This window comes from Campylobacter sp. 2352 PW (assembly GCF_024723575.1).
Taxonomy (GTDB): Bacteria; Campylobacterota; Campylobacteria; order Campylobacterales; family Campylobacteraceae; genus Campylobacter_D.
Genome location: NZ_JANQCX010000006.1, coordinates 40,074 through 57,200 on the forward strand (window position 1 = coordinate 40,074; position 17,127 = coordinate 57,200).

Below are 17,127 nucleotides of genomic sequence, written 5' to 3' on the forward strand. Positions count from 1 at the left end.
CTTTAAGAGAGCATTTTTTCAATAGGTAAAACTAAAATCGCACTTGCGCCTTCTTTTTTCAAAGCTTCCATAGTTTCCCAAAATAAATTTTCTTGACTTACCATATGTAGCGCCACTCTAGCTTTATCATTTTCTAAAGGTAAAATCGTAGGTTTTTCAACACCTGGTAATAAAGCTGTGATTTTTTCTAGCTTTTCAATAGGAGCATGCAACATGATGTATTTTGACTCTCTTGCTTGCATAACTCCATTAATCCTAATGAGTAATTTATCGATTAATTCTTGTTTATGTGAAGCTAAACTTTCTTTTCTTTGGATAATGCAAGCTTTTGATTTATAAATCACCATAACTTCTTTAAGCCCATTTGCTTTCAAAGTAGCACCACTTGAAACTAAATCACAAATTCCATCAGCTAAATTTGCACTTGGCGCTACTTCAACTGAGCCTGTTAGCATACAAGTTTTATAAGGAATGTTATTTTCTTCCATAAAACGCTTTAAAAGCTGTGGATAAGAAGTTGCTATGCGTAAATTTTTAAAACTTTCTATACCTTTATACTCACTATTTTCTGGCAATGCTAAAGACAAACGGCATCCACCAAAATCAAGCTTTTTAAGCATTATAAAATCTGCATTTTCGTTTTTTGATTTTCTTTCTAGTTCATTTTCTTCTAAAACATTTTCTCCAACTATACCAAGATCTACTACTCCATCAAAAATTAATCCTGGTATATCATCATCTCTTACTCTAAGTAAATCAATAGGTAAATTTGTAGAAAAAGCAATCAAGCTTTGATCGTGTATGCGAAGTTTTACGCCTATGGACTCAAGCAAGGCAATAGAATCTTTACTTAAACGACCTGATTTTTGTATAGCTATGCGTAATCTTGAATTTTCTTGCATTTTTTTCCTTTTTTGTAGTTAAAAAGATTAATAGTAGCAAAAAATGGATAAAAATACAAAAAATAGTAAGTAAATAAATAAAAATAAGAAGTTTTTAGCCTTTAAAAAGGCTAAAAATTAAGCTACGAATTCGATGAAAGCCATTTCTGCAGCATCGCCACGGCGGATTCTTGTTTTGATAATTCTTGTATAACCACCGTTTCTATCTGCAAATTTAGGTGCGATTTCTGTTACAAGTTTATTTGTAGCTTCTTTATCTTGCAAGCTAGCAAAAACTGCTCTGTGAGCATTGAAATCACCTTTTCTTGCACGAGTGATCAATCTTTCAACATAACCTCTTAATTCTTTTGCTTTAGGTAATGTTGTTTCTATTTTACCTGCTTTAATAATAGCAATGGTAAGGTTTTTTAATAAGGCTGCACGGTGAGTAGAAGTGCGACCTAACTTTCTATATCCATGTCTATGTCTCATTGATTATCCTTCATTTTGTGCTTTTAATTCTGTAATTTTTCTTTTTAGCGTTTCTTTTGCACTATCACTGAGTTTTGAATTTCCTATAGGAAAACCTATAGATTCCATCACACTTTTAATCTCATCTAAAGATTTTTTACCTAGATTTTTTAAATCTGCAAGTTCGCCTACACTCATTAAAGCAAGCTCACCGATATAAACCACATTTGCTTTTTCTAGGCAATTAAAGCTTCTTGCACTTAAATTTAACTCAGTTATATTTTGAAGTAATTTTACATGTTCTACTTCATTATTTTGTGTTTGGCTTCTTACAACGCTTTGAGCATTAGTGATTTTATCAAACACCGATAATTGTTTATACATTGCTTCTAAAGCATTTTTAAAAGCATCACTTGGTGAAATTTGACCATCAGTTGTGATTGTAAAAACAACTTTTTCATAATCTGGGTTATCTTCAAAAAGCACTTTTTCTATATCATAAACTGCATGTTTTACCGGAGTAAAGAATGCATCAAGTGCTATAAATTCAGGATCTAAGAAATTTTGCACTTCTTCAGAAGGTACATAACCTATACCTTTTTCAATGATTAAGGTAAATTCTAAATCTGCATCTTCATTGATCGTTGCAAGATAGCTATCTGCGTTCACAACCTCAACAACATCGTTATCTAAGTCTTTTCCGCAAATTTCTTTTGGTCCTTTAAAACTAAAAGTTATAACTTCTTTTTCAGAATCTGTTTTTAGTTTAAATCTTAATTTTTTTAGATTGATAATAAACAATGCTACATCTTCAAGCATACCACGCATACTATCAAATTCATGTGCTACGCCTTTGATTTTAACTCCTGTTGGAGCAAAACCTACTGTGCTTGAATAAAGCAAACGACGCAAAGGATGCGCCAAAGTAATAGCATAGCCGATTTCAAAAGGCCATGCGCTTACTTTTGCTACTGTATCACTGATATTTTCAATACTAAACTCTGTCGGTGTATAAGCAGAAGTTGTAATATGTCTCATATCAAAAACCTTTATTATTTAGAGTACAACTCAACGATATATCTTTCCTCAACTGGAATGATAACTTCTTCTCTTTCAGGTTTTCTTGTAAAAATTCCAAATCTTTTATCTTTTTCTACATCAACCCAAGCAACTATACCAGTTTGAGCAGTAAGTTCGATCGCTCTTGAAATTTGAGGATTGTTTTTGCTTTTTTCAATCACTTCAATTTTTTGACCTGCCTCTACTCTATAACTAGGAATATCCACTCTTTTACCATTTACTAAAATATGTCCATGAGTTACAAGTTGTCTAGCAAAACGGCGTGTTGTAGCAAAACCCATTCTATAAACAACATTATCAAGTCTTTGTTCTAAAAGCTGGATTAAAAGCGCACCGGTGTTGCCATCTTTTCTAGCAGCTTCGCTAAATAATCTTCTAAATTGTTTTTCGCTAACTCCATACATAAACTTAGCTTTTTGTTTTTCTCTTAATTGAAGTCCGTATTCGCTGATTTTAGCTTTTCTTTGTCCATGCTGACCTGGTGCGTAAGGGCGTTTATCTAAAGCACTTTTACCTGCTAATCTTCTTTCGCCTTTCATTGCCAAGCTTACGCCAAGTCGTCTTTCTAATTTCTCTACTGGTCCTCTATATCTTGCCATTATAATTCTCCTAAATCTTATATCTTATTCTTAGACACGACGACGTTTTGGTGGTCTACAACCATTATGAGCTAATGGGGTAATATCTTTTAAGAAAGTTACTTTAATACCTTCCATAGCACCTACACTCTTAACCGCTGTCTCACGACCACTTCCTGGTCCTTGTACTTTAATACCTACTTCTTTAATACCATGTTCTTTTGCTTTATTTAAAGCATCTTCTACTGCTTGTTGTGCTGCATAAGGAGTTGATTTTTTAGAACCTTTAAATCCTAAACCACCTGCGCTACTCCAAGCAATAGCATTTCCCATTTCATCAGTTACAGTAACCATAGTATTATTAAATGTTGCACTGATATAAACTATACCTTTAGCTATATTTTTTTTAACTACTTTTTTCTTAACTACTTTTCTTTTTGCCATTTTCTATCCTTATGATTTTGCACCAACGGTTTTTCTCTTACCTTTTCTAGTTCTGGCATTTGTTTTTGTTTTTTGACCACGAACCGGTAAGCCTTTTCTATGTCTTAAGCCTCTAAAGCTTCCTAGATCCATTAATGCTTTGATATCCATAGCAACTTGTTTTCTAAGATCACCCTCAACCATATAGTTTTCTTGAATTTCTTTACGGATAGCTGCTGCTTCATCTTCACTTAGTTCATGAACTCTTTTATCGTAAGAAATTCCTGTTTTATCTAAGATTTTTCTTGAAGTATGCAAACCTATACCATAAATATAAGTCAAACCATATTCAATTCTTTTTTTCTTTGGTAAATCCACACCTGCAATACGAGCCATAAATTATCCTTGTCTTTGTTTGTGTTTTGGATTTTCGCAAATAATGCGAACTACGCCTTTACGACGAACTACTTTGCATTTGTCACACATCTTTTTAACAGATGGTCTAACTTTCATGCTTTACTCCTGTTATTGTAAATTCCACTTTTTTTACAACTGCACCAGGTTTTTAGAGCAACCAACTATTTTCAAAATAAGTGGTGATTTTGAAAATACTTCTTCATACAGTTTTATTGCAATTTCTGCAAAAGTGCTAATTATACTTTACTTTTGCTTTTAAACAACTTAGACTTATTTGTATCTAAATGTAATACGACCCTTATCAAGGCTATAAGGCGTTAGCTCTACTTTAACTCTATCGCCGGGCATAATCCTAATATAATGCATACGCATCTTACCTGCAATATGACAAAGTATCACATGTTTATTATCTAATTCAACTTTAAAAGTTGCATTAGGTAAAGCTTCGATTACATTACCATCAATTTCGATAATATCATCTTTTGCCAATGCTTTTCTCCTTTCTACAAAATACAAAGCTATTATTTTATCACAATTTTTCTTTTTAAATTTTTAATATTTTTTACAAACTACGGCATTTTTTATTATAATTACCAAAACACTATAAAAGAAAGTATTTAAATGCTAAAAAGTTTAAAAAGAAAAGATTATAAAACACTTTCCTTATCTTCTTTGGGAGGAGCTTTAGAATTTTATGATTTTGTGATTTTTGTCTTTTTTGCTAATTATATTTCAAGAAATTTTTTTCCAAGCGATATGAGTGATTTTTGGAAACTTTTAAATACTTATGGAACCTTTGCAGCAGGATATTTAGCTAGGCCACTTGGTGGTATAGTTATGGCGCATTTTGGTGATAAATTTGGCCGTAAAAAAATGTTTATGCTAAGCATATTACTCATGGTGCTTCCAACTTTTTCTTTAGCTTTTATACCTACTTTTGAAAGCATAGGTTATCTAGCTCCGGTATTTTTACTACTTGTTAGAATAGCTCAAGGTGTAGCTATAGGCGGGGAATTACCTGGTGCTTGGGTTTTTGTAAAAGAACATGCGCCTGATGGGAAAGATGGTTTTTGTGTTAGCGCTATTAATGCTTCTATGGCTTTTGGAATTCTTTTAGGATGTGCTGTTGCATTGGTAATTAATCATTGTTTTGAGCAAGAATCAATTTATGATTATGCTTGGCGTATTCCTTTTGCTATTGGTGGATTTTTTGGCATTATTTCTATATATCTTAGAAAATTTCTAGAAGAAACACCGATTTTTCAAAAAATGTATCAAGAAAATAATTTAGAAAAATTTCCGCTAAGGACACTTTTTAAAGAAAAAAATATTTTTTTAGACATCATCGCCTCTATGCTTTTAACATGGATGCTTACAGCTTGCGTGATCATACTCATTTTACTTATGCCAAATTTTATACCTGAGGTTTTAGTTCTTGATAAAACAGATGCTATTTTAATACAAATGATTGCGATAATAATTTTATCTTGTGGAACTTTGCTTGCTGGAATTTGGGTAGATAAATTTGGCTTTTTAACCACTAGTTTGATATTTACAATAGGTTTTAGTCTTTCTTGCTTTTTTTATTTTTATTTTTTCTATGCTCAAATTTTACATTTAAGTATATATTTTTATTTTATTGCATGTTTTTTTGGTGGCATTAATGCCTTAGCGCCTATTTTAATGTGTAAAATTTTTAAACCAAGTATTCGCTTTAGTGGAATTTCTTTTTCTTATAATATAGCCTATGCTATAGCAGGTGGTTTTACACCTCAGCTTGTGTTTATGTTGCATTCTTTAGCTATAAGACCTGAGAATCCTTTTGTTTATGGAATTTTTATTTATATTTTATTTTTATCATTTATAACACTTCTAACTACTGTATTTACTTATAAAAGATTAAGATTTTAGTGCTATAATTAATAAAAATTATTAACTAAAAATTTATAAAAATAAAGGAAAATGATTATGAAAACTTTTATTATTTTAATATTTTCTTTACTACCACTTTTAGCACTTGAAATGATTACCCCTTTGCCTGAAAGCATTCCCTATGATAAAGAAAAAGCTATCTTAGGTAAAAAGCTTTACATGGATACAAGTTTATCAAAAGATAAAAAAGTATCCTGTAATACTTGTCATGATATTACAAAATTTGGAGTTGATAATAAAACTTTTTCAACAGGTATTAATGGCATAATAGACGAACCATTTCATACACCTACAAATTTCAATGCTGTTTTTAATCTATCTCAATTTTGGAGAGGCAATGCAAAAGACTTGCAAGATCAAGCCAAACATCCTTTATTAAATCCCAAAGAAATGGGCTTAAAAGATGAAAGCGAAGTAGTACAAATTGTAAAAGCTAACCCAATTTATGAAAAAGAGTTTAAAAAACTTTATGGAGAAATTAACTTTGAAAATATAACACACGCTTTAGCTGAGTTTCAAAAAACCTTACTCACTCCAAATTCTCCTTTTGATCGCTACTTAAAAGGTGATAAAAATGCAATAAGCGAGCAAGCAAAAAGAGGTTACAATGCTTTTTTGTCAAACGGTTGTATAGCATGCCATCAAGGTCAAAATATAGGTGGCAATATGTATCAAAAAATGGGAGTATTTGTACCTTATGATAATGGAACAAACTGGAAAGGGCGCTATGAGATTACCCAAGATCCTCATGATCAATTTGTAGTAAAAGTGCCAAGCCTTAGAAATATAGCCAAAACTGCTCCTTATTTTCATGATGGCTCCATGCCAACACTTGATGCTTGTGTGCAATTTATGGCGTATTATCAACTTGGTAAATTTTTAGAACAAGATGTGGTTGATGATATAGTTGCTTTTTTAAATTCTTTAACAGGAGAATACCATGACCCACTCAAATAAAAAATCTTTTTCTTTTTTAAAACAATTCATCACTTTGTCTATAGTGGTTTTGGTGTTACTTTTAACTTTGACATTATTTATCTTTAATACCTACAACACCACAAAAAGAAATTCACTCATCATGGGTTCTTTTCAAAAATTAGAAATTCTAGATACCAAAATAGATGAGATTTTTAAAAACAAACTCAATTTGCAAAATTATGACACTAGTGTTGCTTTAATACAAGATTTTGAAAATACTTTAGCAATTTTAAAAGCCAATAAAATAGACACTAAAAAAATACAAACGATTTTTGAGAAAAAAAATGCTCAATTACAGCATTTTAAATCAGCTAATTCTATTGCTATAAATTCAAAACTTTATCTTTATGAAATTCAACAAGAAATCATTAAACAAACAAACAAGCTAGCACTTACTGCTCAAGAAGCTAGACAAATAGAGTCTATCGGGGATATATTAAGCATCATAGGAACTATGGATATACTAGAACCTTTAGCACAAAATCGTCTCCAAAGTTTAGTAGCAAATTTAAACACAAACGATCCACAGCTTCCACAAGAATTATTTGAACTTTTTAGCACACATTGTAAAATGATACTAAGTCAGATTAAAATTTTAAAAGATAATTCTCAAAGTTTTCTTGATCAAGAATTACAAAAAGAAATCATATCTCATAAAAATTTCATTGCTCAAGAAATTAATCTTAACAACAAATACAATCTTTACACCGCTATAGGAATTTTCTTATTCACCTTAGCTGTATTGATTTTCTTCATACTTTTAACATTAAAAAAAGTAATCATACCTATATCTTTACTTGAAAAACTAAGTGCAAACTTAGCTGGCGAGCATGCGAATTTAAGTGCAAGATTAGATATTGATAAAAAAAGTGAATTGGCCACAAGTGCTGGCTATATAAACTCTTTTATACAAATAGTGCAAAATTCGGTTTTAGAAGCTATACAAACTGCAAATTCAAGCCACAAAAGCTCACAAAAGCTTTCTCAAAATGCTGAAGTTTTACAGCAAAGCTCACTTTTACAACATGAGCAAATTTCTAATGTCCATGAAATAAGTTCTATCTTAGAAAGTCATATAGACTTAACACAAAATTTAGCTAAAAACACTATAAATGATATGCATGGTATGCAAGAAGTAATGGCTAAAGTTGAGCTTACACTTAAAGAATTAGTAGAGCTTATATTATTAAGCGGCGAAAAAGAACAAAGTGTTTTAAGCGCTATGGATATGTTGGTACAAAGTGCTGATAGCATAGTAGAAGTTACTACAACCATAAAAGACATAGCCGATCAAACCAATTTGCTTGCGCTAAATGCAGCTATTGAAGCAGCACGTGCTGGTGAACATGGACGTGGCTTTGCTGTTGTTGCTGATGAAGTTAGAAATCTAGCAGATAAAACTACAAAATCTTTAGTTGCCATAGAAACAACCGTAAGAACTATAGTACAACAAATCAATGACAATAAAAGCTTGATGGATGGAATTCATCAGTCTATGAATGATACTTCTAATAAAGCTAATATCTTGCAAGGTGAGGTTGGAACTTCTATAGAAAAATTAAAAACAAGTATCCATTCTACTAAAATCATGGAAGAAAAAAGCGATGAATCAAAAGCTAAAATGAATGAGCTAGAGCAAAATATAGAAAAAGTAACTGAGCTTGCAAATTGTGTTAAAAATTACTCCCTTGATTTAACACAAATTTCACAAGATGTTTTAGAGAATGCTTCTAAACTTTCAGAAAAACTAAAAACATTCGAGTAAGAAAGATTAAACTTTCTTACTTAGATAAAATATCTGCCTTACCATTTATAATAGCAACACAATGCTCATAATGAGCAGCATTTAAACCATCTTTGCTTCCTGCTTCCCAATTACCTTTTAAATGCATTGGTGTGCCATCTTTTTGACATACCATAGGCTCTATGCAAAATACCATGCCATTTTTGATTTTAGGTCCACTTTTTGCACTAGCACCTGGTTCTAAATAATTTGGAATTTCAGGCTCACCGTGAGGTTTTTTACCTATACCATGACCACAATAACCTTTCAAAGGCACAAAACCTCTTTTAGTAATAAACTCACCAAGTTCATAAGAAAGTTCTTTAAAGCGCATACCCTCTTTGATAATATCTATAGCATAATACAAAGCATCTTTAGCACAAGCAATTAACGCCTCATCAGTAGCTGAAATTTTACCTATAGGTATAGTCCTTGCTGCATCCCCATAGTATCCATCTATGCAAGTACCTACATCAAGACCTAAAATATCGCCTTCTTTTAAAATACGTTCATCACCCACACCATGAATGCAAGCTTGATTAAGCGAGATACAAATACTGCCTGGAAAACCATACAAACCTTTAAAAGATGGTTTTGCACCATGATCAAGTATAAATTCTTCCGCTTTAATATCAATTTCTTTTAAACTCATACCTGGAACTATAATACCCTCTAGATAGTCAAGCGTTCTAGCTACAAGTTCATTTGCCTTGCGTAGTTTTTCTATCTCTGCTGGTTTTTTGATTTCTATCATTTATATTTTCCTTAAAATTTTTAAAAATTTAGCATTTATGCGCTTTTAAAAGCTTTAAGGAAAAACCTTAAGTTTTAAAACTTAAGGTTTTAACATACACTTGTAAGATTAGTAGCTAGGCCACCTAAAGAAGTTTCTTTGTATTTTGAGTTCATATCCTTGCCGGTTTCATACATAGTTTTTATAACCTCATCAAGACTTACTTTTGGAGTTGATTTTCTACTCATTGCCATTCTAGCAGCTGAAATAGCTTTGATCGCCCCAAAGGCGTTTCTTTCTATACAAGGAATTTGCACTAAACCACTTACTGGATCGCAAGTTAATCCTAAATGGTGTTCCATCGCAATTTCAGCAGCATTACAAGCTATCTTTGCATCAAAACCCATCACAGTGGCCATAGCTCCTGCTGCCATAGAACTTGCACTACCAATTTCAGCTTGACAGCCAGCTTCAGCACCACTTATGCTTGCATTTTTCTTATAAAAAGAACCTATTAACATAGCAGTTAGTAAAAAATTAATAGCCTTTTCATCATTAAAACCAACCGTATGGTTTTTAAGATAAAGCATTACAGCAGGCACAACAGCACAAGCTCCATTGGTTGGAGCAGTTACTACTCTAGCTCCACTTGCATTTTCCTCTGCAATAGCAATAGCATATAAAGAAATAAAATCAATAATCCCCAAAGGATCGCTTGTCATAGCCAAACGCTCATTAAGCCCTTTAGCACGGCGCTTTAAGTGCAAATTTCCTGGAAGGAAATCTGAACTTGGATGAATACCATTATAATAAACTTCTTGCATTACTTCCCAAATTTCTAAACAATAAGCTCTAATTTCTTCTTTAGTGTGAAATTGAAGCTCATATTCATAAGAAAGTTTTGCTAGATCCCATGATCTTTCTTCACAAATTTTTAAAGCATCACTTGCATTATTAACATCAAGTTCTAATTTAGTATGTTTTTGCTCGCAAGCTCCGTCTTTGTGTTTCTGAAGCTCAGCTTCACTCATAACAAAACCACCACCCACTGAATAATAAATTTCTTCAGCAATGATTTCTCCATTTTCATCATAAGCGCTTACTTTTAACCCATTTTCATGTAAAGGTAAAAAGTCTTTTTCAAAAATCAAATCTTTATCATAATCAAAATTTAATTCTTTTTGAGCATTTAAAACCAAAATTTTATCTTGTAAAATTTTATTAAACACACGATCTTGCAAAGCAGCATTGAGTTCTTTTGCTCTTAAGCCACTCAAACCCCATATAATAGCCTTATCACTTAAATGGCCTTTACCAGTAAGTGATAAAGAGCCATAAAGTCTGATTTGAATTTTTGTAATTTGTGTGATTTTATCTTTAATCTTTTCACAAAACATATTACCCGCTAGCATTGGCCCTAAAGTGTGAGAAGATGAAGGACCAACACCAACTTTAAATATACTTAAATTACTACTCATTCACTAACACCTTAAAAAGTATAAATTACAGTAATAATTGTCAAAATACCTGTGATAAATACAAATGCATCTAAAGCTTTATTTTGGAATTTTTTCATTTTAGATACAGTATAAATTGCAATCATAGGCATTAAGAATAAGATTGCAGCAATAATTGGACCACCTAAGCTTTCAATAAAACCTAAAATACTTGGATTTACATAAGCAGTAATTAACATAACAATATACATTACTAAAGTAGAATAAACTGCGATTTTTTTCAAATCAGGGTTTTCATTACCTGCTAATTTGCAGCATTTTCTAACTATACCATAAGCACCTTCTCTAGCACCAAAATAATGACCAAAAAATGAACTAGAAATTGCTAAAAATGCGATTAATGGACCACCATAAGAAATAAATGGATTATCAAGCTTATTAGCAAAATAAGAAAGCACAGGTATGTTTTGCGCTCTAGCTTCAGCAAGCTCAGCTGGAGTTAAAGAAAGCACACAAGATACCACAAAAAACATAACAAAAGCAAGCAACATTACAGAGGTTCTAAGCAAAATTTGATTTGCTTTTTGTACCGAATTTTCAGGATATTCTCTTTTTACACTTAGAGAAAAAGTAGAAATAGCCGGTGAGTGATTAAACGAAAACACTAAAACTGGTAAAGTTAGCCACACTATAGTGATAAATTCTTTCGTACCAGGAATAGCACTAAAACTTTCAAATGACCATTGTGGAATAAGATATAAAGAAAATAAAAATAAAATAGCACATAAAGGATACACAAGCCATTCGCATACTTTAGTGATTAATTCTTCACTAAAAAGCATAATAAGCATAAAAATACTTACCAAAACAAAAGCAAAAAGCGCTCTATAAAAAGGAAGTAAATTAGCTATAGTTTTTCCTTGCTCATTTACACTTGTTTGATACATAGCACTAATTGCGTTTGCGAAAGAACCATTTGGATCTAAAAGTGGTAAGAATTGATTATAAATAAAACTCTCAAAAGTATTAGTTATACCTACACAATATGCTAAACAAATTGGGAAAATTGCAAAGAAATAAAGCACAGAAATAAAAATACTTACTTTTCTACCAAAATACTCTTCAGCCGCATGAGTAATATCTTTATCATTACCATTTGCTTGACATACAAAACGACTTAAGGCTCTATGGCTTAAATACACCATTGGAAAAATAATCAAAGCCATTACAACAACTGGCCAAAAACCACCAACACCTGCCTTAATAGGTAAAAATAAAATCCCAGCACCAACTGCAGTCCCAAAAAGAGAAAGCATCCAACGCGTATCAAAAGAATTCCACTTAAGATTATCCACATTTTCTCCTTGTAAAAAATAATAAAAAAAGCTTTTACCTAAAAACTTTTTGTATTATTTTACAAATATGCTCTTGAGTAGTTTGGCGTGATTTTTTCCCTTTCATTTAAAGCAACTGCGGCTTCATTTGCAAAATTTGGATTTCTTGGTAATTTTCTACCATAACAAACTAAATCACACACCTCACCCAAAAGCAAAGCCTCACCTTCGCTAGCACTATTTATAAGACCCACACAAGATATAGGAATTTTAACAACTTCTTTTAAAGCCTTAGCATAAGGAGCTTGATAAAGTGGTGCTATATTTGGCACTAAAGAAGGTTTGTTGATATTTCCTCCTGCTGAAATATCTAACATATCAACGCCTAAATTTTCTAAAATCAAGGCAAGTTTTTTACTATCTTCTAAATTCCAACCACCCTCTTGCCACTCTGTAGCTGAAATTCTTACAAATAAAGTAATATCAACTTCTTTTTTTATACGCTTAATGATATCACACAAAAGACGCGCTCTATTTTCAAAACTACCACCATATTCATCATCTCTTTGATTTGATAAAGGAGATAAAAATGAACTAAGCAAATACCCATGAGCACTATGAAGCTCTATCGCATCATAGCCTGCTTCTTTAGCTCTTTTAGCACTTTGGATAAATTCTTGTTCAATTTGTAAAATTTCATCTTTACTTAAAACATGAAGTTTGGAAAATTTTTCACTAAAAGCGATATTACTTGGGGCTTTTGATATAGCTTGTTTGCATGAATTTTTACGACCACTATGATTTAGTTGGATAGCAACTTTAGCACCAAAATGATGACAAAGCTCAACAAGCTCTTTATGTCCTTGAATTTGAAAATCTTCCCAAAGACCAATATCATTATCAGCTATTTTTGCATTTTCATTAATCGCACAAGCTTGAACTATGATAAGCCCAACACCACCCAAAGCTCTGGCTCCATAATGTATCAGGTGAAATTGATTAATCTTACCATCTAAAACTTGTGTTTCATACATATCCATAGGGGGCATTACAATGCGATTTTTTACATAAAAATTTCCAATCTTTAGCTCACTTAAAAGTAAAGACATAATACCCCTTGAAATATTTTTATATTACTATAATAGAAAAAAATTAATTTTTCTTAAAATACATTGTATTTTTAATTGATATTGTAAATTTTAATAATTAATTATCAAAAAAATATTTTTTGAATATATTTTTTTATCTTAATAATAATATTTCAAATGTTAATTTTTCTATTTTTTGTCAAAGAAAATGAAAATTTAAAATAAAAAAGTGTAAAAACCACACATTTTAATCGAATAAGCTTTTCTCAAAACACTTTAGCATAAAGCTTTTGCGGTGCAAGGGCGAATAACCAAATGCTTTAATTTTTTCTATATGAGCTTTTGTACCATAACCTTTGTGTTTATCAAAATCATAATGATTATATAATTTAGAAAAATAACACATTTTTTGATCACGACTTACCTTGGCTAATATACTAGCTGCTGAAACTTCTTGTACTTTCATATCAGCTTTAATCATGGTTTTTATACCTAAAACCCCATAATTTAAATTTCCATCATATAAAATCTCATCTTGATTAAAGTGTTTTTTTATGATTTTTAAAGCTAGTTGCAAACACTGACTAAGCCCCAAAGTATCAATCTGCAAAGGCGAAAAAGCAAGGATTAAAAAATTTGAGCTAGAAAGAATTTGCTCATATAATTCTTCTCTTTTTTTTGCGCTTAATTTTTTAGAATCAGCCAAACCATCAATATTTTTTAAAAGCTTGCAAGCTCCTATGTGCATATCTCCAGCCAAAGCCCCGCGTCCAGCCTCATCTACTCCAACTAAAGCCATTATCTTTCCTTTATAATGCTATATTTTTCTACTAAATTTTCTAAAGAATAATTCATATTAGCAGGAGAGCTTGAAGGGAGTTCAAAAAATTCTTGCTCAGGATAAAATTTAGCAAAATATTTACTTGCAACTTTACCTAATACACAAATTTTTTCTATATTTGCCTTATCTAAAATCATATTTATATCATTTGCTTTAGCATAAGAAATAGTTTTATCATCTGAATTTTTTATCTTACAACTTGCTATAACATCCCAAAGTGCTATATGATTTGCTTTTAAAAAAGCTTTTTGAACTTGTACTGTTTTTAACTCACACTCAAATAATATTTCAAAAATACGCCAAAAACGATTTTTGCTATGTTGATAATAAAAATTTTCTTCTCTTGATTTGATAGATGGAAAAGAACCTAGTATTAAAACTTTTGAGTTTTCATCAAAAAAAGGTTTGAAAGGATGAGTTAGAATTTGCATATTAAACCTTGATAAAAATAAAATATTTTATCATTTTTATCAAGGTTTTTAAAATTATCCTAAAAATTCGCGTTTGAAGTATTCTTTTGGAGCTTTACACAAAGGACAGGCATTTGGTGCTTTTTTACCACGGTGTATATGCCCACAAACTTCACAAACCCATAATTCTTCTACTTCTGAGTTAAAGAAATCTTCTTCTTCAAGCATTTTTTTAAGCGCTAGATATTCTCTTTCATGTTCAATTTCTACTTTACCTATAGCTGTAAATAATCTTGCTATATTTCTTTTGCCCTCATCTTCTGCGATTTTTGCAAAATTTGGATACATAGTAGTATGCTCATAATTTTCACCCTCTGCTGCGCAGATTAAATTTTTAGCAGTCTCTTCTAAAGCTTTACCATCTACTAATTCATGATAAGCTTTAAATTCAGCTCTTGCGTGCCATTTTTCGTTTTCTGCAGCTTCTCTAAAATGTTTTGCAATAGCATGCCAACCTTCTTCTTGAGCAATATCTGCAAATAAATCATATTTATTTCTTGCCATAGATTCGCCAGCAAAAGCTTTCATTAAATTTACAGCCGTTAAATCTTTAGTAATACACTCCATTTCTTGACCACAGCAACTAAGCTTTCCACCACCTACATTTTGTACTTCTACTTCATTGCCACATTTTTGGCATTTATAACTTTCATATTGTTTCATTTAATATCCTTGTGATTAATTAAGTAAGATTTTTATTGAAAAATCCACCCAAATGTTATTTTAGCATTTGGGTGTTAAAGGTTTTAGTATTTTAAGAAATATTCTTGGATTTTCTTAGGATCGCTTGTTTTAGTTAGGGCAAGCATTAATAATACTCTAGCTTTTTGAGGACTCATATCACCTGTATCAATAAAACCAAGTTTTGCATCAGCATCACTTACTGCAACTCTACCAGCTACTACACGTGAACTTACCGCTACATTAAGACCCTTTTTAAGCAATTCTTTTAATACATCTTTTTGATAATCATGAATACTACCAGCACCTGTTCCAGCTACAACTATACCTTTGGTTCCATTTTCAAACAAAGCTTTTGCTGCAACACCACTACCATCATTTGCATAACTATAAAGAATATCTACTTTTGGTAGTTCTTTTAGTTTGCTAACATCAAATGGAGATTTTTTGGTGTGTAATTTTGTATTAGTATTATAGAAAAATGCTTTTCCATCTACTATATAACCCATATCACCCATATCTGGTGAGCTAAATGCATTTACATTTAAACTATGAGTTTTCATAACGCCTCTAGCACTTTGAATTCTATCATTCATAGCCACCATTACGCCTTTATTTTTTGCTTGAGGATTTGCTGCTAATGCTACAGCGTTGTAAAGATTTTTAGGACCATCTGCACTAATTGCAGTTGATGGGCGCATTGCACCAACCAAAACAACAGGCTTGTCGCTTTTTACGGTTAAATTTAGGAAATATGCAGTTTCTTCCATAGTATCAGTACCATGAGTAATCACAACTCCATCTACATCAGATTTTAAAAGTCTATTAACTTCTTTAGCAAGTTTTAGCCAAATTTCATTTGTCATATCTTTGCTATCAATATTAGCAATTTGATCTCCGCTAATTACTGCTAAATCTTGAATTTGAGGCACTGCCTTAATCAAAGCATCAACCCCCAAAACTCCAGCTGTATAACCTGTAGTAGCTACTGAACTATCAATCGAACCAGCGATAGTTCCACCTGTAGCTAAAATCGCAACTTTTGGTTTTGCTTCCAAAATTCCTGCTCCTAAACTTAGTGCCATAGCTGCACACATTAACATTTTTTTCATGTTAGTCCTTTCATTAGAAATGATAAAGATTATAATGCAACTATGTTTAAATAAAAATAAATTATAAATATAAAAATACTTTAGTAAATAACCATTAATTTAAAGCCATAAATTTGCAATTTTTTTTAGTTTTTCTACATCACTTGAAGCATAAAATTCAATATTAGCTTCTTCTTGGATTGATGTTAAGTTAAATTCTTGCTGTAATTGCAAAGCTATAGCCTCACCCGAATGAATAAGTTTTGTGTTTTTGCCAAAATATTCTGACAAAGAATGAGCGATTAAGGGAAAATGTGTGCATGCTAAGATTAAAGCATTAGGATGAAATTTGAGCTTATTAAAATAATACTCAAAAGCAGCTTTTAAAAAATCTCCTTGAAAAATCCCTTCTTCAACCATAGGTACAAAAAGCCCAGTTGCTTTTTCTTCCACTTTTAAAAAACCTTCTTTAATTAAAGCTTGTTTATAAGCGTGAGAATCCACGGTAGCTTGTGTTGCAATGACTAATATATTAGAGTTTTTATCTTCTAAAGAGTTTTTAACCGCTAAAACTCCTGCTTCTATAACTCCAAGAACCGGAAATGGTGCATTTGCTTTTAGAATTTCTAAAGCATGTGCACTAACTGTATTGCACGCAATAATAAGCATATCGACTTTTTTTTCTTTGAAAAATTCTAAAGCTTCTAGGGAAAATTTAATGATGGTTTCTTTATCTTTAACCCCATAAGGCACTCTTGCAGTATCCCCATAGTAAATATATTCTTTAAAAAGTTTTGCTTGAAGTAAAGATTTTAAAACACTAAGCCCGCCTACACCGCTATCAAAAACGCCTAGTCTCATCAAAATCCTTTAAAAAGGAAGAAAGTAG

20 protein-coding genes are annotated in these 17,127 nt (G+C 31.5%); 3 read left to right on the top strand and 17 right to left on the bottom strand.

The window, feature by feature from the left end:
* Positions 1–2: 2 nt before the first annotated feature.
* The 8 genes from hisG to infA all read right to left on the bottom strand — a co-directional run bounded on the left by hisG (position 3) and on the right by infA (position 4,339).
* Complete coding sequence (gene hisG / locus CAMP5121_RS04535) at positions 3–902, bottom strand: ATP phosphoribosyltransferase (RefSeq protein ID WP_039667846.1); 900 nt, start codon at positions 900–902, stop codon at positions 3–5.
* Positions 903–1,019: 117 nt separating this feature from the next.
* Positions 1,020–1,373, bottom strand: coding sequence for a 50S ribosomal protein L17 (gene rplQ, locus CAMP5121_RS04540; protein ID WP_012660847.1), 354 nt, complete (start codon positions 1,371–1,373; stop codon positions 1,020–1,022).
* 3 nt (positions 1,374–1,376) lie between these two features.
* The gene (locus CAMP5121_RS04545; protein WP_263663730.1) at positions 1,377–2,390 is read right to left on the bottom strand and encodes a DNA-directed RNA polymerase subunit alpha; all 1,014 of its coding nucleotides are present in this window, start codon (positions 2,388–2,390) and stop codon (positions 1,377–1,379) included.
* A gap of 14 nt (positions 2,391–2,404) precedes the next feature.
* Positions 2,405–3,031 carry a 30S ribosomal protein S4 gene (rpsD, locus tag CAMP5121_RS04550; protein ID WP_039617184.1) on the bottom strand — a complete coding sequence of 209 codons (627 nt, stop codon included), beginning with the start codon at positions 3,029–3,031 and terminating at the stop codon, positions 2,405–2,407.
* Between the two features lie 30 nt (positions 3,032–3,061).
* Entirely contained in the window at positions 3,062–3,454 is a 393-nt protein-coding gene (rpsK, locus tag CAMP5121_RS04555) for a 30S ribosomal protein S11 (protein ID WP_012660844.1), read from the bottom strand.
* Positions 3,455–3,463: 9 nt separating this feature from the next.
* Positions 3,464–3,829, bottom strand: coding sequence for a 30S ribosomal protein S13 (gene rpsM / locus CAMP5121_RS04560; protein ID WP_012660843.1), 366 nt, complete (start codon positions 3,827–3,829; stop codon positions 3,464–3,466).
* A gap of 3 nt (positions 3,830–3,832) precedes the next feature.
* Positions 3,833–3,946, bottom strand: a complete 114-nt coding sequence (rpmJ, locus tag CAMP5121_RS04565; protein WP_002781429.1) for a 50S ribosomal protein L36 — start codon at positions 3,944–3,946, stop codon at positions 3,833–3,835.
* Between the two features lie 174 nt (positions 3,947–4,120).
* The gene (gene infA, locus CAMP5121_RS04570; protein WP_012660842.1) at positions 4,121–4,339 is read right to left on the bottom strand and encodes a translation initiation factor IF-1; all 219 of its coding nucleotides are present in this window, start codon (positions 4,337–4,339) and stop codon (positions 4,121–4,123) included.
* Positions 4,340–4,471: 132 nt separating this feature from the next.
* Between infA and CAMP5121_RS04575 the strand changes: the two genes are divergently transcribed.
* Genes CAMP5121_RS04575 through CAMP5121_RS04585 form a run of 3 tightly spaced genes read left to right on the top strand, consistent with a single transcriptional unit; the run spans position 4,472 to position 8,525 of the window.
* Entirely contained in the window at positions 4,472–5,761 is a 1,290-nt protein-coding gene (locus CAMP5121_RS04575; RefSeq protein ID WP_337214920.1) for an MFS transporter, read from the top strand.
* A gap of 54 nt (positions 5,762–5,815) precedes the next feature.
* Positions 5,816–6,739 carry a cytochrome-c peroxidase gene (locus CAMP5121_RS04580; RefSeq protein ID WP_442863286.1) on the top strand — a complete coding sequence of 308 codons (924 nt, stop codon included), beginning with the start codon at positions 5,816–5,818 and terminating at the stop codon, positions 6,737–6,739.
* On the top strand, positions 6,723–8,525 hold the full coding sequence (locus CAMP5121_RS04585; RefSeq protein WP_263708690.1) for a methyl-accepting chemotaxis protein: 1,803 nt from the start codon (positions 6,723–6,725) through the stop codon (positions 8,523–8,525). Before CAMP5121_RS04580 ends, CAMP5121_RS04585 begins: the two co-directional genes overlap by 17 nt.
* A gap of 16 nt (positions 8,526–8,541) precedes the next feature.
* Here the strand turns inward: CAMP5121_RS04585 and map are convergent, their stop codons facing one another.
* From map to murI, 9 genes are all read right to left on the bottom strand, one after another.
* Positions 8,542–9,297: a type I methionyl aminopeptidase gene (gene map, locus CAMP5121_RS04590; RefSeq protein WP_337214922.1), complete on the bottom strand. Its 756-nt coding sequence runs from the start codon at positions 9,295–9,297 to the stop codon at positions 8,542–8,544.
* 89 nt (positions 9,298–9,386) lie between these two features.
* Entirely contained in the window at positions 9,387–10,754 is a 1,368-nt protein-coding gene (locus CAMP5121_RS04595; protein WP_066007744.1) for an L-serine ammonia-lyase, read from the bottom strand.
* An 11-nt stretch (positions 10,755–10,765) separates the two neighbouring features.
* Positions 10,766–12,049, bottom strand: a complete 1,284-nt coding sequence (locus tag CAMP5121_RS04600; RefSeq protein ID WP_442863287.1) for an aromatic amino acid transport family protein — start codon at positions 12,047–12,049, stop codon at positions 10,766–10,768.
* A 98-nt stretch (positions 12,050–12,147) separates the two neighbouring features.
* Positions 12,148–13,176 (bottom strand): oxidoreductase, encoded by a 1,029-nt coding sequence (locus CAMP5121_RS04605; protein ID WP_337214924.1) that lies wholly within the window; start codon positions 13,174–13,176, stop codon positions 12,148–12,150.
* A gap of 226 nt (positions 13,177–13,402) precedes the next feature.
* Positions 13,403–13,954, bottom strand: a complete 552-nt coding sequence (locus tag CAMP5121_RS04610) for a ribonuclease HII (RefSeq protein ID WP_263679245.1) — start codon at positions 13,952–13,954, stop codon at positions 13,403–13,405.
* On the bottom strand, positions 13,954–14,427 hold the full coding sequence (locus tag CAMP5121_RS04615) for a DNA-deoxyinosine glycosylase (RefSeq protein WP_263679246.1): 474 nt from the start codon (positions 14,425–14,427) through the stop codon (positions 13,954–13,956). The genes CAMP5121_RS04610 and CAMP5121_RS04615 overlap by 1 nt, the downstream gene beginning before the upstream one ends.
* A gap of 54 nt (positions 14,428–14,481) precedes the next feature.
* Entirely contained in the window at positions 14,482–15,129 is a 648-nt protein-coding gene (locus CAMP5121_RS04620) for a ferritin family protein (protein WP_012660833.1), read from the bottom strand.
* 83 nt (positions 15,130–15,212) lie between these two features.
* The gene (locus tag CAMP5121_RS04625; protein ID WP_256374651.1) at positions 15,213–16,244 is read right to left on the bottom strand and encodes a type II asparaginase; all 1,032 of its coding nucleotides are present in this window, start codon (positions 16,242–16,244) and stop codon (positions 15,213–15,215) included.
* A 114-nt stretch (positions 16,245–16,358) separates the two neighbouring features.
* Complete coding sequence (murI, locus tag CAMP5121_RS04630) at positions 16,359–17,099, bottom strand: glutamate racemase (protein ID WP_337214925.1); 741 nt, start codon at positions 17,097–17,099, stop codon at positions 16,359–16,361.
* Positions 17,100–17,127: the final 28 nt, after the last annotated feature.